Raw genomic sequence first — 17156 nt, forward strand, 5'->3', positions numbered from 1 at the left:
TATCCTATATAATATTGCCGGCTGCATGTACCATGATCTGAGTTGAGTTTATATCGTCCCCATTTAACTCAGCGGCAATTTCACCATCTCGAAAAACTAAAACTCGGTCACTAACACCGATAACTTCTGGCAACTCTGATGAAATCATAATGATAGAAATCCCTTTTTCAGTCAGAGAGCGCATTAACTGATAGATTTCTGATTTCGCACCAACATCAATTCCTCGAGTAGGCTCATCGAAAATAAGAATTTTAGCTTGCTTATTTAGCCAGCGAGCAATAACAACTTTTTGCTGATTACCACCACTTAGAGTGGAAACGGCAGTGTGAGGCTCTGGTGTTTTAACTTTTACTTGAGAAATTAATTCAATAGATAAAGTGAGTTCTTTTTTATTTTGGATTAAAAATAATTTTTGAGCGTGGTTATTTAACCAAATATTCTCTTTTACAGAGAAAGGCAAAACAAGTCCTTGAGTTTTTCGACTTTCAGGTAATAAACCAATTCCTAATTGTAAAGCCGTCGCAGCTGATTTAATTTTGACTTCTTTACCTTCTAAAATAACTTTTTTCTTATAGGATTTATCAGCACCAATCATGGCAAGAATGGTTTCGGTACGGCCTGAGCCGACTAAACCAGCTAACCCTAATATCTCCCCTTTTTTTAACTGAATATGGTTTACAGGGCTATTAGCAAAACGCTGGACCTCAGCATCTAAAATGACCTCTTGTTGATCAAATTGGCGCTTATGAGGGTAAATATTTTCTACTTCACGACCGACCATCATTTCGATAATCACATCTAAATCGGTATCATCGACTTTACGCGAACCGATGTATTGACCATCGCGTAATACGCTGATAGTGTCACAAATCTCATAAATTTCTTCTAAATGGTGAGAAATAAAAAACATCCCAACCCCTTTAGCTTTTAAATCACGCATAACATCAAATAAATGATTGGCTTCATTCGGTGTTAATGTCGCTGTAGGCTCATCTAATACGAGGATTTTTGCATCTAAAGAAAGTGCTTTTGCAATTTCGACAAATTGTTGTTCTGCGATACTTAAATGGCTAATAGGTTCATCAATATTAATATTCACACCTAGCTCAGCTAATATCTCCTGAGACTTTTTACGCATTGATTTTCTATCTAATAAACCAAGTTTATTCTTTAACTCTCTATTTAAAAAAATATTTTCAAAAGCATTTAAATAAGGAATTAGTGAAAACTCTTGGAAAATAATACCCACACCCGCTTTAATGGCGTCTCTGTAGTTATGAAACGTATGTTCCTTACCTTCAATCAGAATTTGCCCGCTATCAGGTTTATGTATTCCACATAAAACTTTCATTAGCGTTGATTTGCCTGCGCCATTTTCACCTAATAATGCGTGAACCTCTCCTTTTTCCAAAGAGAGATTGATATTATCTAACGCCTTAACCCCAGGGAAAGTTTTGCTGACATCTTTTAATGCTAATAATTGCATCATATTGCTTCCCTATATTTTCTTCACCGCTTAAAAATGGGTAACAAAGTCATTTGGAAGATAAATATTCCAATATGCATTTTATTATTAATTGTTATTGGAGATGTATTGCACCTATACATAGGATATGGGTGCAATACATTATTTATAAAACGAACGATTACCAGTGGAAATCTTTAGCGTTAGTTTTGTCGATTAACTTAACATCAATAGGGACTTCTTTCGGTACGTTAGCGCCCCAATATTTTGCTAGCCCCATTGCTAAGCCAATGCGGACTTGGTCACGCGGGAACTGCGCAGAAGTTGCGATAAACGGAGAGTTACCTTTTGCAATTTCAGCAACAGCTTCAGGTGAACCATCAACACTGACCAATTTCACATCACGACCAGAGGATTCAATTGCGGCTAATGCACCTAAAGAACCGACATCATTAACACTAAAGATCCCGTTTAGTGTAGGGTTAGCTTGTAGCATGTTTTCTGTGACATTCATTGCAGTATCACGCTCTTGCTTACCGTTCAATTTAGTCACAATCTTGATATTTGGATATTCTTTCATGGCGGCTTCGAAACCGCGAACACGTTCTAGAATTGGGACTACTGGAATACCATCTAAAATAGCGACTTCACCTTTACCACCAAGTGCTTCACCTAGGCGTTTACCTGCCATTAAGCCCGCATCGTAGTTTTTAGAACCTACAAAAGAGTCTATTGGCCCATTTGCTTGCGCATCAATAGCGATGACAACGACGCCGGCTTTCTTCGCTGCAAGTACTGCAGTTTCAGCACCGACACTATCGGCTGGGTTGATTAGCAAAATATCGATTTTTTTCTGTAACATATCTTCGATATCGCTGGTTTGTTTTGAGACATCATGAGCGGCGTCAGAAATATATAATTGTGCACCCATATCGCCTGTTGCGCTCTCTAAGGCTTCTTTCATGGTGACAAAATACTCGTTATTTAGCTCTTGAAACGACATGCCAACGGAAACTGGTTTAGCCGTAGCGTTAAACGCCATACCTAAGGTTAGTACACTTGCAGCTACAGCTAACTTTTTGAATTTACTCAACATAAGATGTTCTCCTAAACGAGCGTTTAATTATATGTAGGGTATTACTTTGTTTAATGTTTATTTGAATTATCAATTGCGACAAACGGTTAATATATTTATGGTTTAATGACGACTTTAATTGAGTCTGCCGATTTGGCCATAACAAAGGCTTCTTCCCAATCATCGATGGAGTAGAAGTGGGTAACGATATCATCGGCACTGACTAAACCACGGCTAAATAGGTCGATAGCGACTTCATAGCTGTATGGGCCTAAGTGAGCTCCGCGGATATCTAATTCTTTACGGTCACCAATAATCGACCAGTCAACGGTTGTTTCTTTGCCAAAGACGCTAAACTCAACGAAACGCCCCAATTTACGGATCATTTCTAGGCCTTGAGTAACGCCAATAGGTGCGCCTGTCGCTTCGATATAAACATCGCAACCGTAGCCTTCGGTCATCTCTTTAACTAGTTTGATGGCGTCTTCTTTAAGCGGGTTGATCACCACGTCAGCCCCAAATTTTTTTGCTAGCTCAAGGCGTTCATCAATAGCATCGATAACGACCAGTTTTTTCGGAGTTTTCAGTTTAGCAACTTGGATCATGCATAATCCAAGAGGCCCAGCACCGGCAATGACGACGACGTCATTTAAGTCAATATCACCACGGCGTACCGTGTGAATAGCACAAGCCATTGGCTCAATTAAAGCGGCATCTTTATCCGAAAGTTCATCAGGGATTTTGTGAATAATTGCACGTTCAGAAAACCGCATATATTCAGCCATACCACCATCGGCAACTTCTTTTTGGAAGCCATAGATATCATGGGTTTCACACATCCAGTATTTACCAGATTTACAGAAACGGCATTCCCAACAAGGAACGATTTGTTCTGCTAGTATGCGGTCACCTACCTTTAATTTAAATTTTTCGGCAGAGCCTTCACCTAATTCAGCGACACGACCATAAAATTCATGGCCTGGCACTACAGGTGCTTTGATCCACGGGTCATCTCCCCAGAACATTTGAGCACCATCATTCGCTTTACAGTCACCAGCACAGATCCCGCACCCATCGACTTTGATAACAACTTCTCTATATCCTGGTATTGGTCTTTTTATATTTTCAAATCGGTAATCATGGGGACCATGACAAACAACGGCTTTCATTTTTTCAGGTAGCTTACTCATGTTCTAAAACCTCTTTCTAGTTGTTAGCCCTAATGTTGACGTCAACATTAAGCGTTTTTTTTATAACTCATGACTTGATTTTTTAACGCTTAACTATCAATAACGGTACGAATGTAAGAAAAATGGTTATTTAATGTTATAGATAAAATAAATTTTTTTTAATATGACGACGTCGTCATTTTTGAAACTAGGTATTTAAAAAACTAAAATTTGTGATTTAAATCCTAATTTTAGTCGTCTCTCTAAGTGTTTTCATTAGTAAATGGGAACGCTATGGATGTTTGTAATGCAATGAAATTAAACATAAAAAAATTCTCATTTCTCGATTTACTTCTTTTTAAGAAATGAATGTAACGCCGAGTATAATTATTTTAACTATTTTCAGAAGAGGGGAATGTATGCAAAAACATTTCAGCTCACATTTTTCAATGAAAATAATTTTAATGATTATCAAATAAAGTGATCTATATTGGTGAAATAGCCATTATTTTAAGAAATAAAATTTTATTTAAAAAGACTAAACAGAGTAATAGATAATTTTGATTGGTTATTGCTACTATTTTTCTTAAGAATGACTTTTACAAAAAAAGAGCTTTATACTTTGTTGTAATTTATCAAGCAAAGCATAAAGCCAATTAGAGCCAATATTTAACTTCATTTTGTTAAGGAAACTGTCGAACTACTATTAAATAAAGTGGTGCGAGGGGGATTCTCTCGCACCGAAAGCAGAAGGTTAAACGACCATCGGTGCAATGATAAAACCGAAGGCGACACCTGCAATTATTCCGCCTAGCCCTGGTAACATAAATGGGTGATTTAAAATGTATTTTCCGACGCGTGTAGAACCGGTTGAGTCAAACTCTATTGCGGCTAAAGACGTTGGATAGGTAGGCAGAACAAAAACCCCAGTGACGGCGACAAAAGATGCCAATATAGCCCATGTTGGAACATCTAAGGCAATGGCTAAAGGAATAATTAATGGTGTGGTGGCACCTTGTGAGTAGAGTAATGCGCAGGTAAAAAATAGCACTAAAGCTAACAAAATAGGGTAGGCGGATAATACATCTCCAGCGATGGCTTTAATTTGGTCCATATGCGCATCGACAAATGTAGTTCCTAAAGTCACGATACCTAATATGACCGCGAGGGAGCTCATTCCTGAACGGAAAGTTGGCGCTAAAACAATTGAATTTGGCGATGTTTTACAAAAAACAACCATTAAACATGCAGCACTGAGCATACAGATAATGATGATATCTCGAGTTCCCATGGGTTTACCAATATCAAAACCAGGGCGCAATTGAGGGAATGCAGCTAGTATAACGATAGCAAACGTCGCAATAATAAATAGGACGACAGAGAATTTTTCTCTCGTAGTGCTCTCGCCTTTTTTCTCTTCGTATTTATGAACTAACCCTTTTTGTAGGCGTTCTAAATAAACCTCATCATCTTCTAGTTCACAGCCTTGGCGTGATGCGATAAATGCTGCGACCATTGCTGCGACGAAAGAGGCTGGTAGACAAACAGACATAACCACAATAAAGGTAACACCATTCCCTTCCATAATGGTTAACATGGCAGCCATCGCCGCACTGATTGGCGAACCAGAAATGGCGATTTGGGATGCAACAACTGAGCCTGCTAAGGTTCTGGATGGGCGGATACCCGAATCTTTCGCAATTTCAGCAATCACGGGGAGCATGGAGAACACAATAAAGCCGGTTCCTGCCATGATAGTCATTACCCAAGTTGTAATTGGTGCTATAATATTCAAATACTTAGGGTTTTTACGCATAAATTTGCTGGCAAGGCGTACCAAGTAATCCATACCTCCAGCAGCTTGTAATGCGGACGCTGCAACTACGACGGTCATAATAATTAAAATAACATCGACAGGGGGAGAGCCTATAGGTAAACCAAATCCAATCGTTAAGACGGCTAAACCTAATCCACCGCATAGCCCTATACCTATTCCTCCCATACGTATACCGAAGAAAATTGCGCCTAATACCACAATGATTTCTAGCCAAACCATAATCGTCTCCAATAGACAATATATTGTCATTAGTAATATAAAAATTAATTTTTGATAATTAATATGAGTTATAAATGTTTTTATGCGTTTCTATTTATCATTAGATTTTGTCGTCCAACTCTATTTTCATACCAATGAATACTGGCTCTGACTAATGAGCTGGTTGAGTCAATGTATTTTTCAGGGTATTTATTTGTTTCATTTTCAAGAATGACGGGAACTTCAGTACAACCTAAAACAATAATTTCAGCACCTCGAGAAAATAATAATTCGGCTTGTTCTTTCATGATGGATTCCGCTGTTTTTTTATTTCCCGACTTTAATAAATAAATGCTTTTCATTACCATTTCTTGGCTTTTAATATCTGGAGTAATACACTTTAATTTTTCACTCTCTATATTTTTTTGATATAACCCCATAAGCATAGTGGCATTGGTTGCTAATAAACCGATATGTTTTTTCTTAGTGGCTAGCACTTCCATCATTGTCGTTTCAACAATACTTAGCATATCGACGTGACAGGCCTGCTTGAGCTCGTCAAACCAAAAATGTGCAGTATTACAAGGGATAACAATACATTCAGCACCAGCAGTTTCGAGTTTTTTTAAATAATCAGTCATTAAGGGCAAGGGGGATACGCCATGGTTTAATAACGCTTCAGTACGGTCTGGAATATCAGGAATGGATGATATTATTAAAGGGATATGCTCTTGGTCTTTATTTGCGACAGTATAGTTCACAAATTTATTAAATAAATCGACGGTGGCAGCAGGCCCCATTCCTCCTAACACTCCAATTAAACCTTTCATTTTAATACTCCTGCCTCATACACCTTATTTTATAAAATAAGGGTAGTGAGATGTTATATTACTTAAATTATTTAACATATAAGTTAATATTTAATTAGCTATTAACTTATTTATCCCTGATTAATCTGTGGATAATATTTATCAATGTTTATCTAGGAAGAGAAATGCAAGTAAGTATGGTTTGATGCAAGATACGCATTAAAAATTAATCCTAAAATTAAATTATTTTAATAATGTAAGCTGAAAGGCTGAGTAGCATTGGCTTTGTGGAAAAGATATGAAATAAATAAAATTAGTTTTTGATTTTTGTTAATGTTTTAAATGGTAGGCTTATGCATAATACAAATAATGAATCTACAATATCAGCTTAATATTTTAACTAACAATTAACTTAAGATATCAATAAAAAAACTTTTAATGTTTTATATTTTAACAGCAAGTCCACTTAAGGCTTAATAACATGAAAAATATAGAAACAAAGTGGCTATATGATTTTTTAACACTGGAGTCATGTCGGCATTTTTCTCATGCAGCAGAACAACGAAATATTTCTCAACCTGCTTTTAGTCGCCGAATCAAGGCATTAGAAGAAGCAATAGGTGTTGAATTGTTTGATAGAACCACATCCCCTTTACAGCTTTCTGAAGAAGGCAAAATATTCCATTCCCAAGCTCGTAGCTTATTGCAGCAATTAGAATGTAACTTAAATGAATTATCTGGGCACAATGTGCTGAGTCTGCCCAATATTAAAATTGCTGCGGCGCATTCGCTGTCATTAAGCTTATTGCCTAAGTTAGTTCATGCATTATCAGGTTATGGGGAAGAATTTGTCTATCATGTTGAAGCCATTGATGTGGTTCAAGTGGTAAATACGTTGCGAGAAGGGAAGAGCGATTTTATCATTTCATTTTATGATGAGGATTTAATGCAGTCGCCATTTTCTTGTTTAAATGTGTTTGAGTCCGAGTTGTACCCAATTTGTGCAGCGGATGAGTTTGGCAAACCGTTATTTGATATCTACCAACCTCAAGTACCGTTATTGAACTACACCAGTGCTTCTTATATGGGAAGGTTAGTTAATCGTCGATTAAGTGAGTTTGGTGCGATTAACTCTAAAACACTCTTTATGTCATCAATGAGCGAATTGCTAAAAAATATGGCATTGGATGGTCACGGAATTGCATGGTTGCCGATTTACTCGGTAGTTAATGAGTTAAAAGAAAAAAAACTAGTCTGTCTCAACACCCCAGAATTAACGATACCTATTCAAGCTTACATTTACCGCATGGATACTCGCTTGAATAAAACAGCAGAGGATTTTTGGCGTATTTTAAAGAAAAATATTCCAGAAGATTTACGGCATTTGTAATGGAAAAGGAATAATTTATGATACATAACATCTGGATATATTGAGCGTTATCCTACGATGATATTGATGGGGTCTTAGCTGGTAATTAAGTCATAAGGTGTATAAAAGACCTCTATTCAGGTAGTCAGATTAATTATGTAGCCTTAATTTTAGCTTGTATTCCGTCAATGATTATCAGCGCTTGGGGTCTTACCCTGGAAAATAGCTTTAGTTTTTAGTGAATGTTTAAGCTTATCGTTGCTGAGAGAGTATTTTTGGGTGTGTGACCAACACCTATTTGGAAAACATGTTTAGGTTTCTTAAAGAAAACTTTAATTTACTCTCTTTTAGATTGTCTTATTTGGATTGGTTATTTGTGGTTAAAAGAAAAAAAGTACTTTAATAGACAAAATATTATTAATGTATTCTCTTCAGCGTTAGCTAAAAATGAGAATGAGTGTCAATAAGTTTTGACTTTACTTAAAAATTGATTATCGGAACTGTATTAAATACTAAGCTTTTACATATCTGTGATATGGCAAAATCAGCCTACTGTTATAGGTAATTTTTGCTATAGCTTTTTCCCTTAGGGGCTGCTCATATATTAGGGTAAGCTTTGGTTTTTATATAACCATCTGTAATTAAAGGGTTTGTTTTTATCGGTGTGTTGTGAAGTAGCAGGCTTGGGATGAAAAAGCTTGCCGGATAAGTCGAGTAGTTATTTGCTTATGCTAACGAAAAATTTAAAAATATAGTAGGTGCTTTTTATTTGGATATTAAAAAACAGAGGAATATCATTTATTGACAATTGAAAAATGAACTAATTGTTTTTATTGAATTTAGTTTCGATTTTTTTATTGATAATCTTACTGATCACTCTATTATGAGTATAGTTTCAATTATAAATCATTTCTAATATTTAAATATTGTTATGTTAATTTAGGAGTATCCATGGAGAATATATTGTCAATTTTGGATGTCCCAAATACTGCATTTATGCTGCTTTGTACGAGCCTTGTTATGCTAATGACTCCTGGACTTGCTTTTTTCTATGGTGGATTAGTCTCTCGTAAAAGCGTTATTACTATTATGTCCCAGAGTTTTTTTTCTATGGGGTGGGTGGCAATTATTTGGTTTGTAGTTGGTTATTCATTATCGTTCGGTCCCTCGATTAATGGGATTGTCGGTGACCCATTTTATTATGCATTCTTGAATAACATAAGCCCTCAAACGATGTATACCGGTAATGATGGCGGCTTACCAATACTGGTTCATTTTGGATATCAAATGATGTTTGCGATTATTACTCCAGCCTTAATTACCGGGGCTTTCGCAAATAGAGTTAATTTCCCTGCTTATCTCGTATTCTTAACCCTATGGACATTATTTGTCTATGCACCGTTCGTTCATATGGTGTGGAGCCCAGATGGTATTTTTGCTAAATGGGGCGTTGTTGATTTTGCGGGGGGTATTGTCGTTCACGCAACAGCAGGTTTCGCTGCAATTGCTTCAGCGTTATATGTCGGTAAAAGAGCCGTTAAATCGGATGGTACTCACAATATTCCGTATATTGCACTTGGCGCGGCTTTATTGTGGTTCGGTTGGTATGGTTTTAACGCGGGCTCTGAATTGCAAGTCAATACTGTAACTGTTTCAGCGTTTATTACTACAGATATCGCCGCCGCATTTGCAGCAATTACTTGGTTTATTATTGAACGCTTCCATACAGGAAAACCTAAACTTGTCGGTTTTTTAACAGGGGCTGTAGCAGGGTTAGCTACTATCACACCGGCTTCGGGGTATGTTTCAATAGGTTCTGCAGCAATTATTGGGGTTATTGCCAGTATCGTCTGCTATACCTGTGTTTTCTTAGTCCGACGCCATTTAGATGATGCATTAGATGTTTTCGGTGTGCACGGTGTCGGTGGTATTACAGGCTCAATTTTAGTCGGTGTATTTGCATCAACGGTTTGGAATGCGAAAGGTCCCGCGGGGTTAATTGAAGGTAACGGCATGCAAATTGTGAAGCAAACTGTAGCTGTTGTCTTTACCAGTATTTGGTCCTTTGTCTTTACAATCTTAATTCTTTGGATAATCAATAAATTTACGCCAGTTAGAGTCGACCAAAATGCGGTTGGTGACAATTTAGATATTGTTGGATTTGACGAAGACGCGTACCGAGAAAAAGCAGATTAGTTAGCAAATATATTATTTCTTGCAGTTTATCCTAATTGGTGGGTTTATTTGAACCATCGGTTGGGGTAGCTGCTAAATACAGCTGGTAATTTAGGATGGGTATATGAAAAAGAAAATAGCAATAGCTATTCAGGCTATTTGTTTTATGGGGCTATCGATGGGTGCAAATGCTGCGACCGATACACAGCAACCACAAACTTTGCGTCTAGCGATTGGCTCTGAACCAACCGAGGGGTTTGACCCAATGTTAGGTTGGAGCCACGGCAGCTATTTACTTTTACATAGCCCATTACTCAAGCAAAAAGCGGATTTGTCATGGCATAGTTACATGCTTGAGAAATATGAACATTCAGATGATGGTAAAGAGTGGACATTAAAATTAAAGGATGGACTTAAATTCTCCGATGGCTCCCCTTTAACGGCAAAAGATGTCGTTTTTACCTATAACAATGCCGCAGCAAGTGGTGGAAAAGTGGATATGGGGAACTTTGCTAAAGCGCAGGAGATTGACCCATCAACCGTTAAAATCACATTATCCTCACCCCAAAGCACCTTTATTAACGTTTTGGGCTCATTAGGCATTGTTTCAGCAGATAAATATGATGCAAAAAAATATGCACATAACCCTATCGGAGCAGGCCCCTACCGTTTAGTGAATTTCCAGCCGGGCCAGCAATTAATCGTAGAAAGAAACCCTTTCTATGCGGGGCCTAAAAACGATTTCGATAAAATGGTTTTTGTCTTTCTCAATGAAGATGGCGCTTTTGCTGCCGCTCAAAGTGGTGAACTAGATATTGTACGCATTCCCGCAGCTGTCGCGAGTAATGCTAAAGATGTCAAAAGTATGAAACTAATTGAACGCCATAGTGTTGAAAACCGAGGGATTTCATTCCCAATTCCGCCAGCGGGCGAGAAAAATGCCTCAGGCGACCCAATTGGTAACGACATTACTTCTGATGTTGCTATTCGCAAAGCGATCAATTACGCCATTGACCGCAAACTATTAGCAGATGCTGTTTTAGAAGGCTTTGCTATTCCTGCTTATACGGGCGTTGAAGGCTTGCCTTGGAATAACCCTCAATCTTCGTTTAAAGATGGAGATATTGAAAAAGCGAAATCTATACTGGAAGACGCTGGCTGGAAAATTAATAAAGACGGCTTAAGAGAAAAAGACGGTAAGGTTGCGAAATTGACACTGTGGTATGCCAGTGGTGATAGCACTCGTCGTGATTTAGCTCAAGCCGTAAGGGCTAGCTTAAAGCCGATTGGCATTGAGATGGATTTAAAATCAGGCAGTTGGGAAACCGTGGAAAAGTACATGCATGCCAACCCAACATTATTTGGGTGGGGGAGCCTTGACCCAATGGAACTGGTGCATAACTACAGCAGCAAAGCGGCGGGTGTCGGGTTTTATAACGCAGGTTACTATAAAAATCCCGCAGTTGATAAGGTGATAGAAGAAGCACTTCGCCAACCAGATCAAGATGCCGCTATTCCATTTTGGCAAAAAGTGGATTGGGATGGACAAACAGGAACTGGTATTCAAGGTGACGCCGCTTGGGCTTGGTTAATGAACGTACAACATCTTTATTTATTGAATAACTGTGTTGAGCTAGGTAAAGGGGCACCTGAAATCCACGGTTCATGGTCAGTGTTGAATAATGTTGATGACTGGGCTTGGACCTGCAAGTAATGCGGACAACCATAGGGCTTTTGTTCAGGTTTATCTGTTTATTAGTGGTGACTGCATTTGGGGTTTTTATTCTCCTTAGCTATTCACCTATAGACCCAATTAAAGCCTATATTGGTAATGATTTAATGCATGTTCCCCCAGACCAGTATCCGTTGATTGCGGCTCGCTGGGGGCTTGACCAACCATTGTGGATGCAGTTTTGGCGTTGGTTTTCTCAGTTGTTACAAGGTGATATGGGGTATTCCATGCTCTATAACATCCCTGTATCACAGGTGATTACCGATAGGTTAGCGCCATCGTTAGCTTTGTTATTATCGGCGTGGCTGTTTTCTGGGGTGATTGGTTTTGGTTTGGGGCTGATAGCAGGGCGCTACCTAAATAGATGGCCAGATAAAATTATTTCAACGCTATCTTATTTATTGGCGTCGATCCCCGTTTTTTGGGTTGGTTTACTGTTATTGTCACTTTTTGCTGTTTCACTACAGTGGGCACCGATTTGTTGCGCTTGGCCGATTGGCTTAGATGAACAATCATCCACACTGTCACAAAAAGTGCACCATCTTGTGTTACCTGTAGTGGCTCTAGGGATGTTAGGCATTGGTAATATAGCTCTGCATACTCGTTCGAAAGTTGCTGAGGTGATGAACAGTGAGTTTATCCACTACGCGAAAGCTCAAGGGGATAAAGGGTGGTCGATGATAAGCTTTCATGTGGTAAAACATGCGATTACACCCGCAATATGTTTACAGTTCGCCTCTATTGGTGAGTTGCTCAGCGGAGCATTACTAGCAGAAAAAGTGTTTGCTTATCCTGGATTAGGCCAAGCAACCATTGATGCTGGCTTACGTGGTGACATCCCTTTGTTAATGGGGATCGTGATGCTATGTGCGGTAGTGATTTTCTTTAGTAATAGTATCTCTGACATGATGCTTGAGAGAGTGAATAAAGGGGTACTCCGAGAGCCATGACTTATAACCCAAATAAAGCCTTAATTAAGTTAGTTATTTCATTGTTATGTTTATTGGTTTTAGGGGCTTATGCCGCATGGCTTTCTCAAACTGATGTGGATGTGAATTTACTCGACCGTCGACAAGCGCCTTCATGGGCACATTTATTCGGTACGGATAATTTAGGTAGAGACTTGTGGGACAGAGTATTTCAAGGAATAGCGACCAGCTTACAAATTGGCACCACCGCAGCATTATCGAGTGGAGTGATAGCGCTTGTGATGGCAAGTTTATCTTCGTTCAGTAGGACGATGGATTATGTTATTCGTGGCTGTATTGACTCCCTGTTAGCCTTGCCTCACTTGCTATTATTGATATTGATTTGCTTTACGTTAGGTGGTGGAAAAGTGGGCGTAATTTGGGCTGTTGCTTTGACTCATTGGCCAAAGCTAACGTTGGTCTTACGTTCCGAGTTGCTTCGAGTGCAACAAACAGATTACATCATGTTATCGAAACGGATTGGAAATAGTGCGCTTTACCGATGCCGATATGACTATTTACCGATGATCCTTTCACAATGGTTAGTAGGGACGTTATTGATGTTCCCACATGCGATATTACACAGTGCGGCATTGAGTTTTTTGGGTTTTGGTTTGTCTCCACATGAAGCATCGTTAGGTATTTTACTTTCCGATGCATTGCGTTACTTAAGTACTGGTGCGTGGTGGTTAGCTATGTTTCCGGGCGTCGCATTAGTTGGGTTAGTGCTGTTATTTGATCAGTTTGCTAAAGCGGTACAACAATTATGGTTGAGGAGCGATTGATGCTAAGTTTTGATAACCTAACGATTGATGTTGCGAAATTTCGCTGGCTAGGCAAAAAGCGTTGGTCTCCACTTTTACAAGATATCTCATTGGATATTGCGCCAGGTGAAATGGTTGCATTGGTAGGAGGAAGTGGAGAAGGGAAAAGTTTACTTCTACAAAGTAGTTTAGGTTTATTACCTGAAAATATGCGTTGTCGCGGTGATATTGTATTAAATGGGTGCCAGTTGACAGAAAAGTCAAAACAACAATATCGCGGTAATTCACTGTGCTATATCCCACAAGGGATTAGTGCATTAAATCCACTCATTAAGATAGGCCCTCAACTTGAACGTGCTGCGGTATTAAGTGGGCAGCATATTAAAATGCATGACGTTGCATTGCACTTACAGCAATACAATTTACAAGCAGACTTAATTCATAGTTATCCCAATAAGCTTTCAGGGGGAATGGCAAAACGCGTTCTCGCTTGTAGCGCGACGCTCTCCCAAGCTGAATATATTCTTGCGGATGAAATTTCATCATGGCTAGATGATGAACATGCGATACAACTTCTACAACATATCAAATCTCTTTGCTTTGCTGGTAAAGGTGTTTTATGGGTTACTCACGACCTTGCAATGGCGGTGCGTTTTGCTGATCGCATTGCGTTATTGCGTAATGGTGTTTTAGAAGAAGTACTCAGCAGTGAAATATTAAAGCAAGGCGGAGGAGGGAAGTGGTTTCAATCTCTATGGAATTCTTTGCCTGAACAACAGTTTATGAATTGGACTCAGTGAATAAATATTATTTAAAAATTAAATGTAGGAAGTCATCAATAAATAAAAACTCTTATTTCGATTATCTTAATTTGAGTGTTTGTTGGTGTGAATTTTATTTATTTAACTCGTCGTTATTAGATATTTAACTCAATTTATATTTAAAAATAAAATGAGTTATTCGCTCATAAAATGATTACTTATCAGTATTAACACTAAGCTTTATCAATTGAGGAGGCGTTATGCAGTTAACCCCAAGAGAAATTGAAAAATTGATGGTTTACACACTTGCTGATGTGGCTGAAAAACGCCGCGCACGTGGCGTGAAATTAAATTATCCCGAAGCCGTTGCCATTATCACGGTTACTGCACTTGAAGGTGCCCGTGATGGTAAAACCGTTGAGGATGTGATGAAAGAAGCAGCGACTGTTTTAACAAAAAAAGACGTTATGGATGGCGTGGAAGACTTAATTCCAAATGTTCAAGTAGAAGCTATTTTTACTGATGGTACTCGCTTAGTGACCGTCCATAATCCGATTAAATAAATGAAGGATGAGGTGAAATATGAGTAATTCAAAAACAAACATTAAAGCCCCGACTCCTTTAGGTGGTGTTATTTTTGCAGATGAGCCTATTGAGTTCAACGTTGGCAAACCTGAAACAAAAATTAAAGTCCGTAATACCGGTGACAGGCCTGTGCAAATTGGTTCCCACTTTCATTTTTTTGAAGTTAACCATGCATTAGAGTTCGACCGTGCAGCGGCTTACGGTAAGCGTTTAAATATTGCCTCTACAACGGCAATTCGTTTTGAGCCAGGTGATGAAGTAGAAGTTTCACTGATCCCTTATGGCGGAAAACAAAGTGTCTATGGGTTTAATAACCTTGTTGATGGTTGGGCGGGTGACAACGTTGCCGCTACTGAACGTCCTGCTAAAGCAATCGCCTTAAATAAAGCAATTGCTCGTGGTTTTAAGCATAAGGAACAGTAAGCGCGTTAGATGTCAGTAATGATGAATAACAATGCACCTTCTTAACATTAAAGGTAAATAACATGCCAAAAATTTCTAGACAAGAATACAACGGTTTATTCGGGCCAACAGTAGGCGATAAAATTCGTTTAGGCGATACCGACTTATATATTGAAATCGAAAAAGATTTACGTGGATATGGCGAAGAGTCTGTCTATGGTGGAGGTAAATCTTTACGTGATGGTATGGGAGCAAATAACACTTTTACCAGCGACAATGGCGTTTTAGATTTAGTTATCACTAACGTCACCATCGTGGATGCACGTTTAGGTGTCATTAAAGCCGATGTGGGGATTAAAGCGGGTAAAATTGTTGGTGTAGGGAAAAGTGGTAACCCAAATATTCAAGATAACATCACACCGGGCATGGTTGTCGGGGTATCTACGGATGCTATCTCTGGTGAACATTTAATCCTAACGGCTGCCGGTATTGATACCCATATCCACTTGATTTCTCCGCAACAAGCCTATGCCGCGTTATCAAATGGTGTGACAACTTTCTTTGGTGGCGGTATTGGCCCAACTGATGGAACTAACGGTACAACAGTGACGGCAGGCCCTTGGAACATGCGCTCTATGTTACGTGCTATCGAAGGTTTACCTATTAACGTGGGTATTTTAGGGAAAGGTAACTCGTATACACGTGAGCCACTTATCGAACAATTAGTTGCAGGTGCTGCGGGGCTGAAAGTTCACGAAGACTGGGGCGCAACAGGGAACGCTATTCGTCATGCGTTACGTATTGCTGATGAATTTGATGTACAAATCTCAGTGCATACAGACAGCTTAAATGAAGGTGGTTATGTTGAAGACACCATCGAGGCCTTTGAAGGTAGAACTATTCACACCTACCATACAGAAGGTGCGGGTGGTGGACATGCTCCAGATATCATTAAAGTTGTTAGCCAACCTAACGTATTACCAAGTTCAACCAACCCAACGTTACCGTTTGGCGTGAATAGCCAGTCAGAGCTATTTGACATGATCATGGTATGTCATAACCTGAACCCAAATATCCCTTCGGATGTGTCATTTGCGGAAAGCCGTGTTCGCCCTGAAACCATTGCAGCAGAAAACGTTCTGCATGATATGGGCGCTATTTCGATGTTCTCAAGTGACTCACAAGCGATGGGGCGTGTGGGGGAAAACTGGCTACGTATTGTCCAGACTGCGAACGCCATGAAAGCTTCCCGTGGCAAGCTACCTGAAGATGCTCCGGGTAATGATAACTTCCGTGTTCTGCGTTACGTGGCAAAAATCACAATCAACCCTGCAATTGCTCAAGGCATCAGCCATATCTTAGGCTCGATTGAAGTTGGCAAAATGGCCGATCTCGTATTATGGGACCCACGTATGTTTGGGGCTAAACCAAAACTGGTCATTAAAGGTGGCATGATCAACTGGGCTGCAATGGGTGATCCAAATGCATCCTTGCCAACACCTCAGCCTGTTTTCTATCGTCCAATGTTTGGTGCGATGGGTAAAACTGTCAATGACACCTGTGTGACTTTCGTTTCACAAGCAGCATTAGATGATGGCATTAAAGAAAAAGCCGATCTTGAGCGCCAAGTGGTTGCAGTCAATAACTGCCGAGCTATCGGGAAACGTGATTTAGTGCGTAACGGTGAAACACCAAATATCGAAGTTGATCCTGAAACTTTTGCTGTAAAAGTGAATGGTGAACACGCAACTTGCCAGCCGATTAGCGAAGCTGCAATGAATCAACGTTATTTCTTTAGCTAATCAGTACATGTTTGGATTATCTGCCCGCCGGTGGTGGGCAGAATT

Annotated in this window: 14 protein-coding genes; 9 read left to right on the forward strand and 5 right to left on the reverse strand. The window is 39.3% G+C overall.

Annotated elements, in window-relative coordinates; genetic code table 11:
- Nucleotides 1-4 precede the first annotated feature (4 nt).
- The 5 genes from RB151_RS04355 to RB151_RS04375 form a co-directional block, all read right to left on the reverse strand.
- The gene (locus RB151_RS04355; RefSeq protein ID WP_042848784.1) at nucleotides 5-1489 is read right to left on the reverse strand and encodes a sugar ABC transporter ATP-binding protein; all 1485 of its coding nucleotides are present in this window, start codon (nucleotides 1487-1489) and stop codon (nucleotides 5-7) included.
- A gap of 157 nt (nucleotides 1490-1646) precedes the next feature.
- Nucleotides 1647-2507 (reverse strand): ABC transporter substrate-binding protein, encoded by an 861-nt coding sequence (locus RB151_RS04360; protein ID WP_370661211.1) that lies wholly within the window; start codon nucleotides 2505-2507, stop codon nucleotides 1647-1649.
- A gap of 149 nt (nucleotides 2508-2656) precedes the next feature.
- On the reverse strand, nucleotides 2657-3730 hold the full coding sequence (locus tag RB151_RS04365; protein ID WP_042848783.1) for a zinc-binding dehydrogenase: 1074 nt from the start codon (nucleotides 3728-3730) through the stop codon (nucleotides 2657-2659).
- 733 nt (nucleotides 3731-4463) lie between these two features.
- On the reverse strand, nucleotides 4464-5765 hold the full coding sequence (locus RB151_RS04370) for an anaerobic C4-dicarboxylate transporter (protein WP_042848782.1): 1302 nt from the start codon (nucleotides 5763-5765) through the stop codon (nucleotides 4464-4466).
- Nucleotides 5766-5845: 80 nt separating this feature from the next.
- Nucleotides 5846-6574: an aspartate/glutamate racemase family protein gene (locus RB151_RS04375; protein ID WP_071547764.1), complete on the reverse strand. Its 729-nt coding sequence runs from the start codon at nucleotides 6572-6574 to the stop codon at nucleotides 5846-5848.
- 460 nt (nucleotides 6575-7034) lie between these two features.
- On the opposite strand from RB151_RS04375, the gene hypT reads away from it, so the two are divergent.
- The 9 genes from hypT (at nucleotide 7035) to RB151_RS04420 (ending at nucleotide 17111) form a co-directional block, all read left to right on the forward strand.
- Nucleotides 7035-7943, forward strand: coding sequence for a hypochlorite stress DNA-binding transcriptional regulator HypT (hypT, locus tag RB151_RS04380; RefSeq protein ID WP_042848780.1), 909 nt, complete (start codon nucleotides 7035-7037; stop codon nucleotides 7941-7943).
- 930 nt (nucleotides 7944-8873) lie between these two features.
- Complete coding sequence (locus tag RB151_RS04385) at nucleotides 8874-10118, forward strand: ammonium transporter (RefSeq protein WP_042848779.1); 1245 nt, start codon at nucleotides 8874-8876, stop codon at nucleotides 10116-10118.
- A 103-nt stretch (nucleotides 10119-10221) separates the two neighbouring features.
- Complete coding sequence (locus tag RB151_RS04390) at nucleotides 10222-11811, forward strand: ABC transporter substrate-binding protein (protein ID WP_071547765.1); 1590 nt, start codon at nucleotides 10222-10224, stop codon at nucleotides 11809-11811.
- The gene (locus RB151_RS04395) at nucleotides 11796-12779 is read left to right on the forward strand and encodes an ABC transporter permease (RefSeq protein ID WP_410054837.1); all 984 of its coding nucleotides are present in this window, start codon (nucleotides 11796-11798) and stop codon (nucleotides 12777-12779) included. Before RB151_RS04390 ends, RB151_RS04395 begins: the two co-directional genes overlap by 16 nt.
- A complete protein-coding gene (locus RB151_RS04400; RefSeq protein WP_042848776.1) occupies nucleotides 12776-13582 on the forward strand; it encodes an ABC transporter permease in 807 nt (268 codons plus the stop codon). The genes RB151_RS04395 and RB151_RS04400 overlap by 4 nt, the downstream gene beginning before the upstream one ends.
- A complete protein-coding gene (locus tag RB151_RS04405; RefSeq protein WP_071547767.1) occupies nucleotides 13582-14361 on the forward strand; it encodes an ATP-binding cassette domain-containing protein in 780 nt (259 codons plus the stop codon). The genes RB151_RS04400 and RB151_RS04405 overlap by 1 nt, the downstream gene beginning before the upstream one ends.
- 221 nt (nucleotides 14362-14582) lie before the next feature.
- On the forward strand, nucleotides 14583-14885 hold the full coding sequence (locus tag RB151_RS04410) for an urease subunit gamma (RefSeq protein ID WP_042848774.1): 303 nt from the start codon (nucleotides 14583-14585) through the stop codon (nucleotides 14883-14885).
- Nucleotides 14886-14904: 19 nt separating this feature from the next.
- The gene (locus tag RB151_RS04415) at nucleotides 14905-15330 is read left to right on the forward strand and encodes an urease subunit beta (protein WP_042848773.1); all 426 of its coding nucleotides are present in this window, start codon (nucleotides 14905-14907) and stop codon (nucleotides 15328-15330) included.
- Nucleotides 15331-15392: 62 nt separating this feature from the next.
- Nucleotides 15393-17111: an urease subunit alpha gene (locus tag RB151_RS04420; protein WP_042848772.1), complete on the forward strand. Its 1719-nt coding sequence runs from the start codon at nucleotides 15393-15395 to the stop codon at nucleotides 17109-17111.
- Nucleotides 17112-17156: the final 45 nt, after the last annotated feature.

It is taken from the genome of Providencia rettgeri (assembly GCF_001874625.1).
Classification (GTDB): Bacteria; Pseudomonadota; Gammaproteobacteria; order Enterobacterales; family Enterobacteriaceae; genus Providencia; species Providencia huashanensis.

Excerpts from the sequence above, each read along its gene's own strand:
- hypT (WP_042848780.1), top strand. The coding sequence starts at position 7,035 with ATGAAAAATATAGAAACAAAGTGGCTATATGATTTTTTAACACTGGAG.
- RB151_RS04400 (WP_042848776.1), top strand. The coding sequence starts at position 12,776 with ATGACTTATAACCCAAATAAAGCCTTAATTAAGTTAGTTATTTCATTG.
- RB151_RS04420 (WP_042848772.1), top strand. The coding sequence starts at position 15,393 with ATGCCAAAAATTTCTAGACAAGAATACAACGGTTTATTCGGGCCAACA.
- RB151_RS04370 (WP_042848782.1), bottom strand. The coding sequence starts at position 5,765 with ATGGTTTGGCTAGAAATCATTGTGGTATTAGGCGCAATTTTCTTCGGT.
- RB151_RS04360 (WP_370661211.1), bottom strand. The coding sequence starts at position 2,507 with ATGGCGTTTAACGCTACGGCTAAACCAGTTTCCGTTGGCATGTCGTTT.
- RB151_RS04405 (WP_071547767.1), top strand. The coding sequence starts at position 13,582 with ATGCTAAGTTTTGATAACCTAACGATTGATGTTGCGAAATTTCGCTGG.
- RB151_RS04375 (WP_071547764.1), bottom strand. The coding sequence starts at position 6,574 with ATGAAAGGTTTAATTGGAGTGTTAGGAGGAATGGGGCCTGCTGCCACC.
- RB151_RS04415 (WP_042848773.1), top strand. The coding sequence starts at position 14,905 with ATGAGTAATTCAAAAACAAACATTAAAGCCCCGACTCCTTTAGGTGGT.
- RB151_RS04355 (WP_042848784.1), bottom strand. The coding sequence starts at position 1,489 with ATGATGCAATTATTAGCATTAAAAGATGTCAGCAAAACTTTCCCTGGG.
- RB151_RS04410 (WP_042848774.1), top strand. The coding sequence starts at position 14,583 with ATGCAGTTAACCCCAAGAGAAATTGAAAAATTGATGGTTTACACACTT.
- RB151_RS04390 (WP_071547765.1), top strand. The coding sequence starts at position 10,222 with ATGAAAAAGAAAATAGCAATAGCTATTCAGGCTATTTGTTTTATGGGG.
- RB151_RS04385 (WP_042848779.1), top strand. The coding sequence starts at position 8,874 with ATGGAGAATATATTGTCAATTTTGGATGTCCCAAATACTGCATTTATG.
- RB151_RS04365 (WP_042848783.1), bottom strand. The coding sequence starts at position 3,730 with ATGAGTAAGCTACCTGAAAAAATGAAAGCCGTTGTTTGTCATGGTCCC.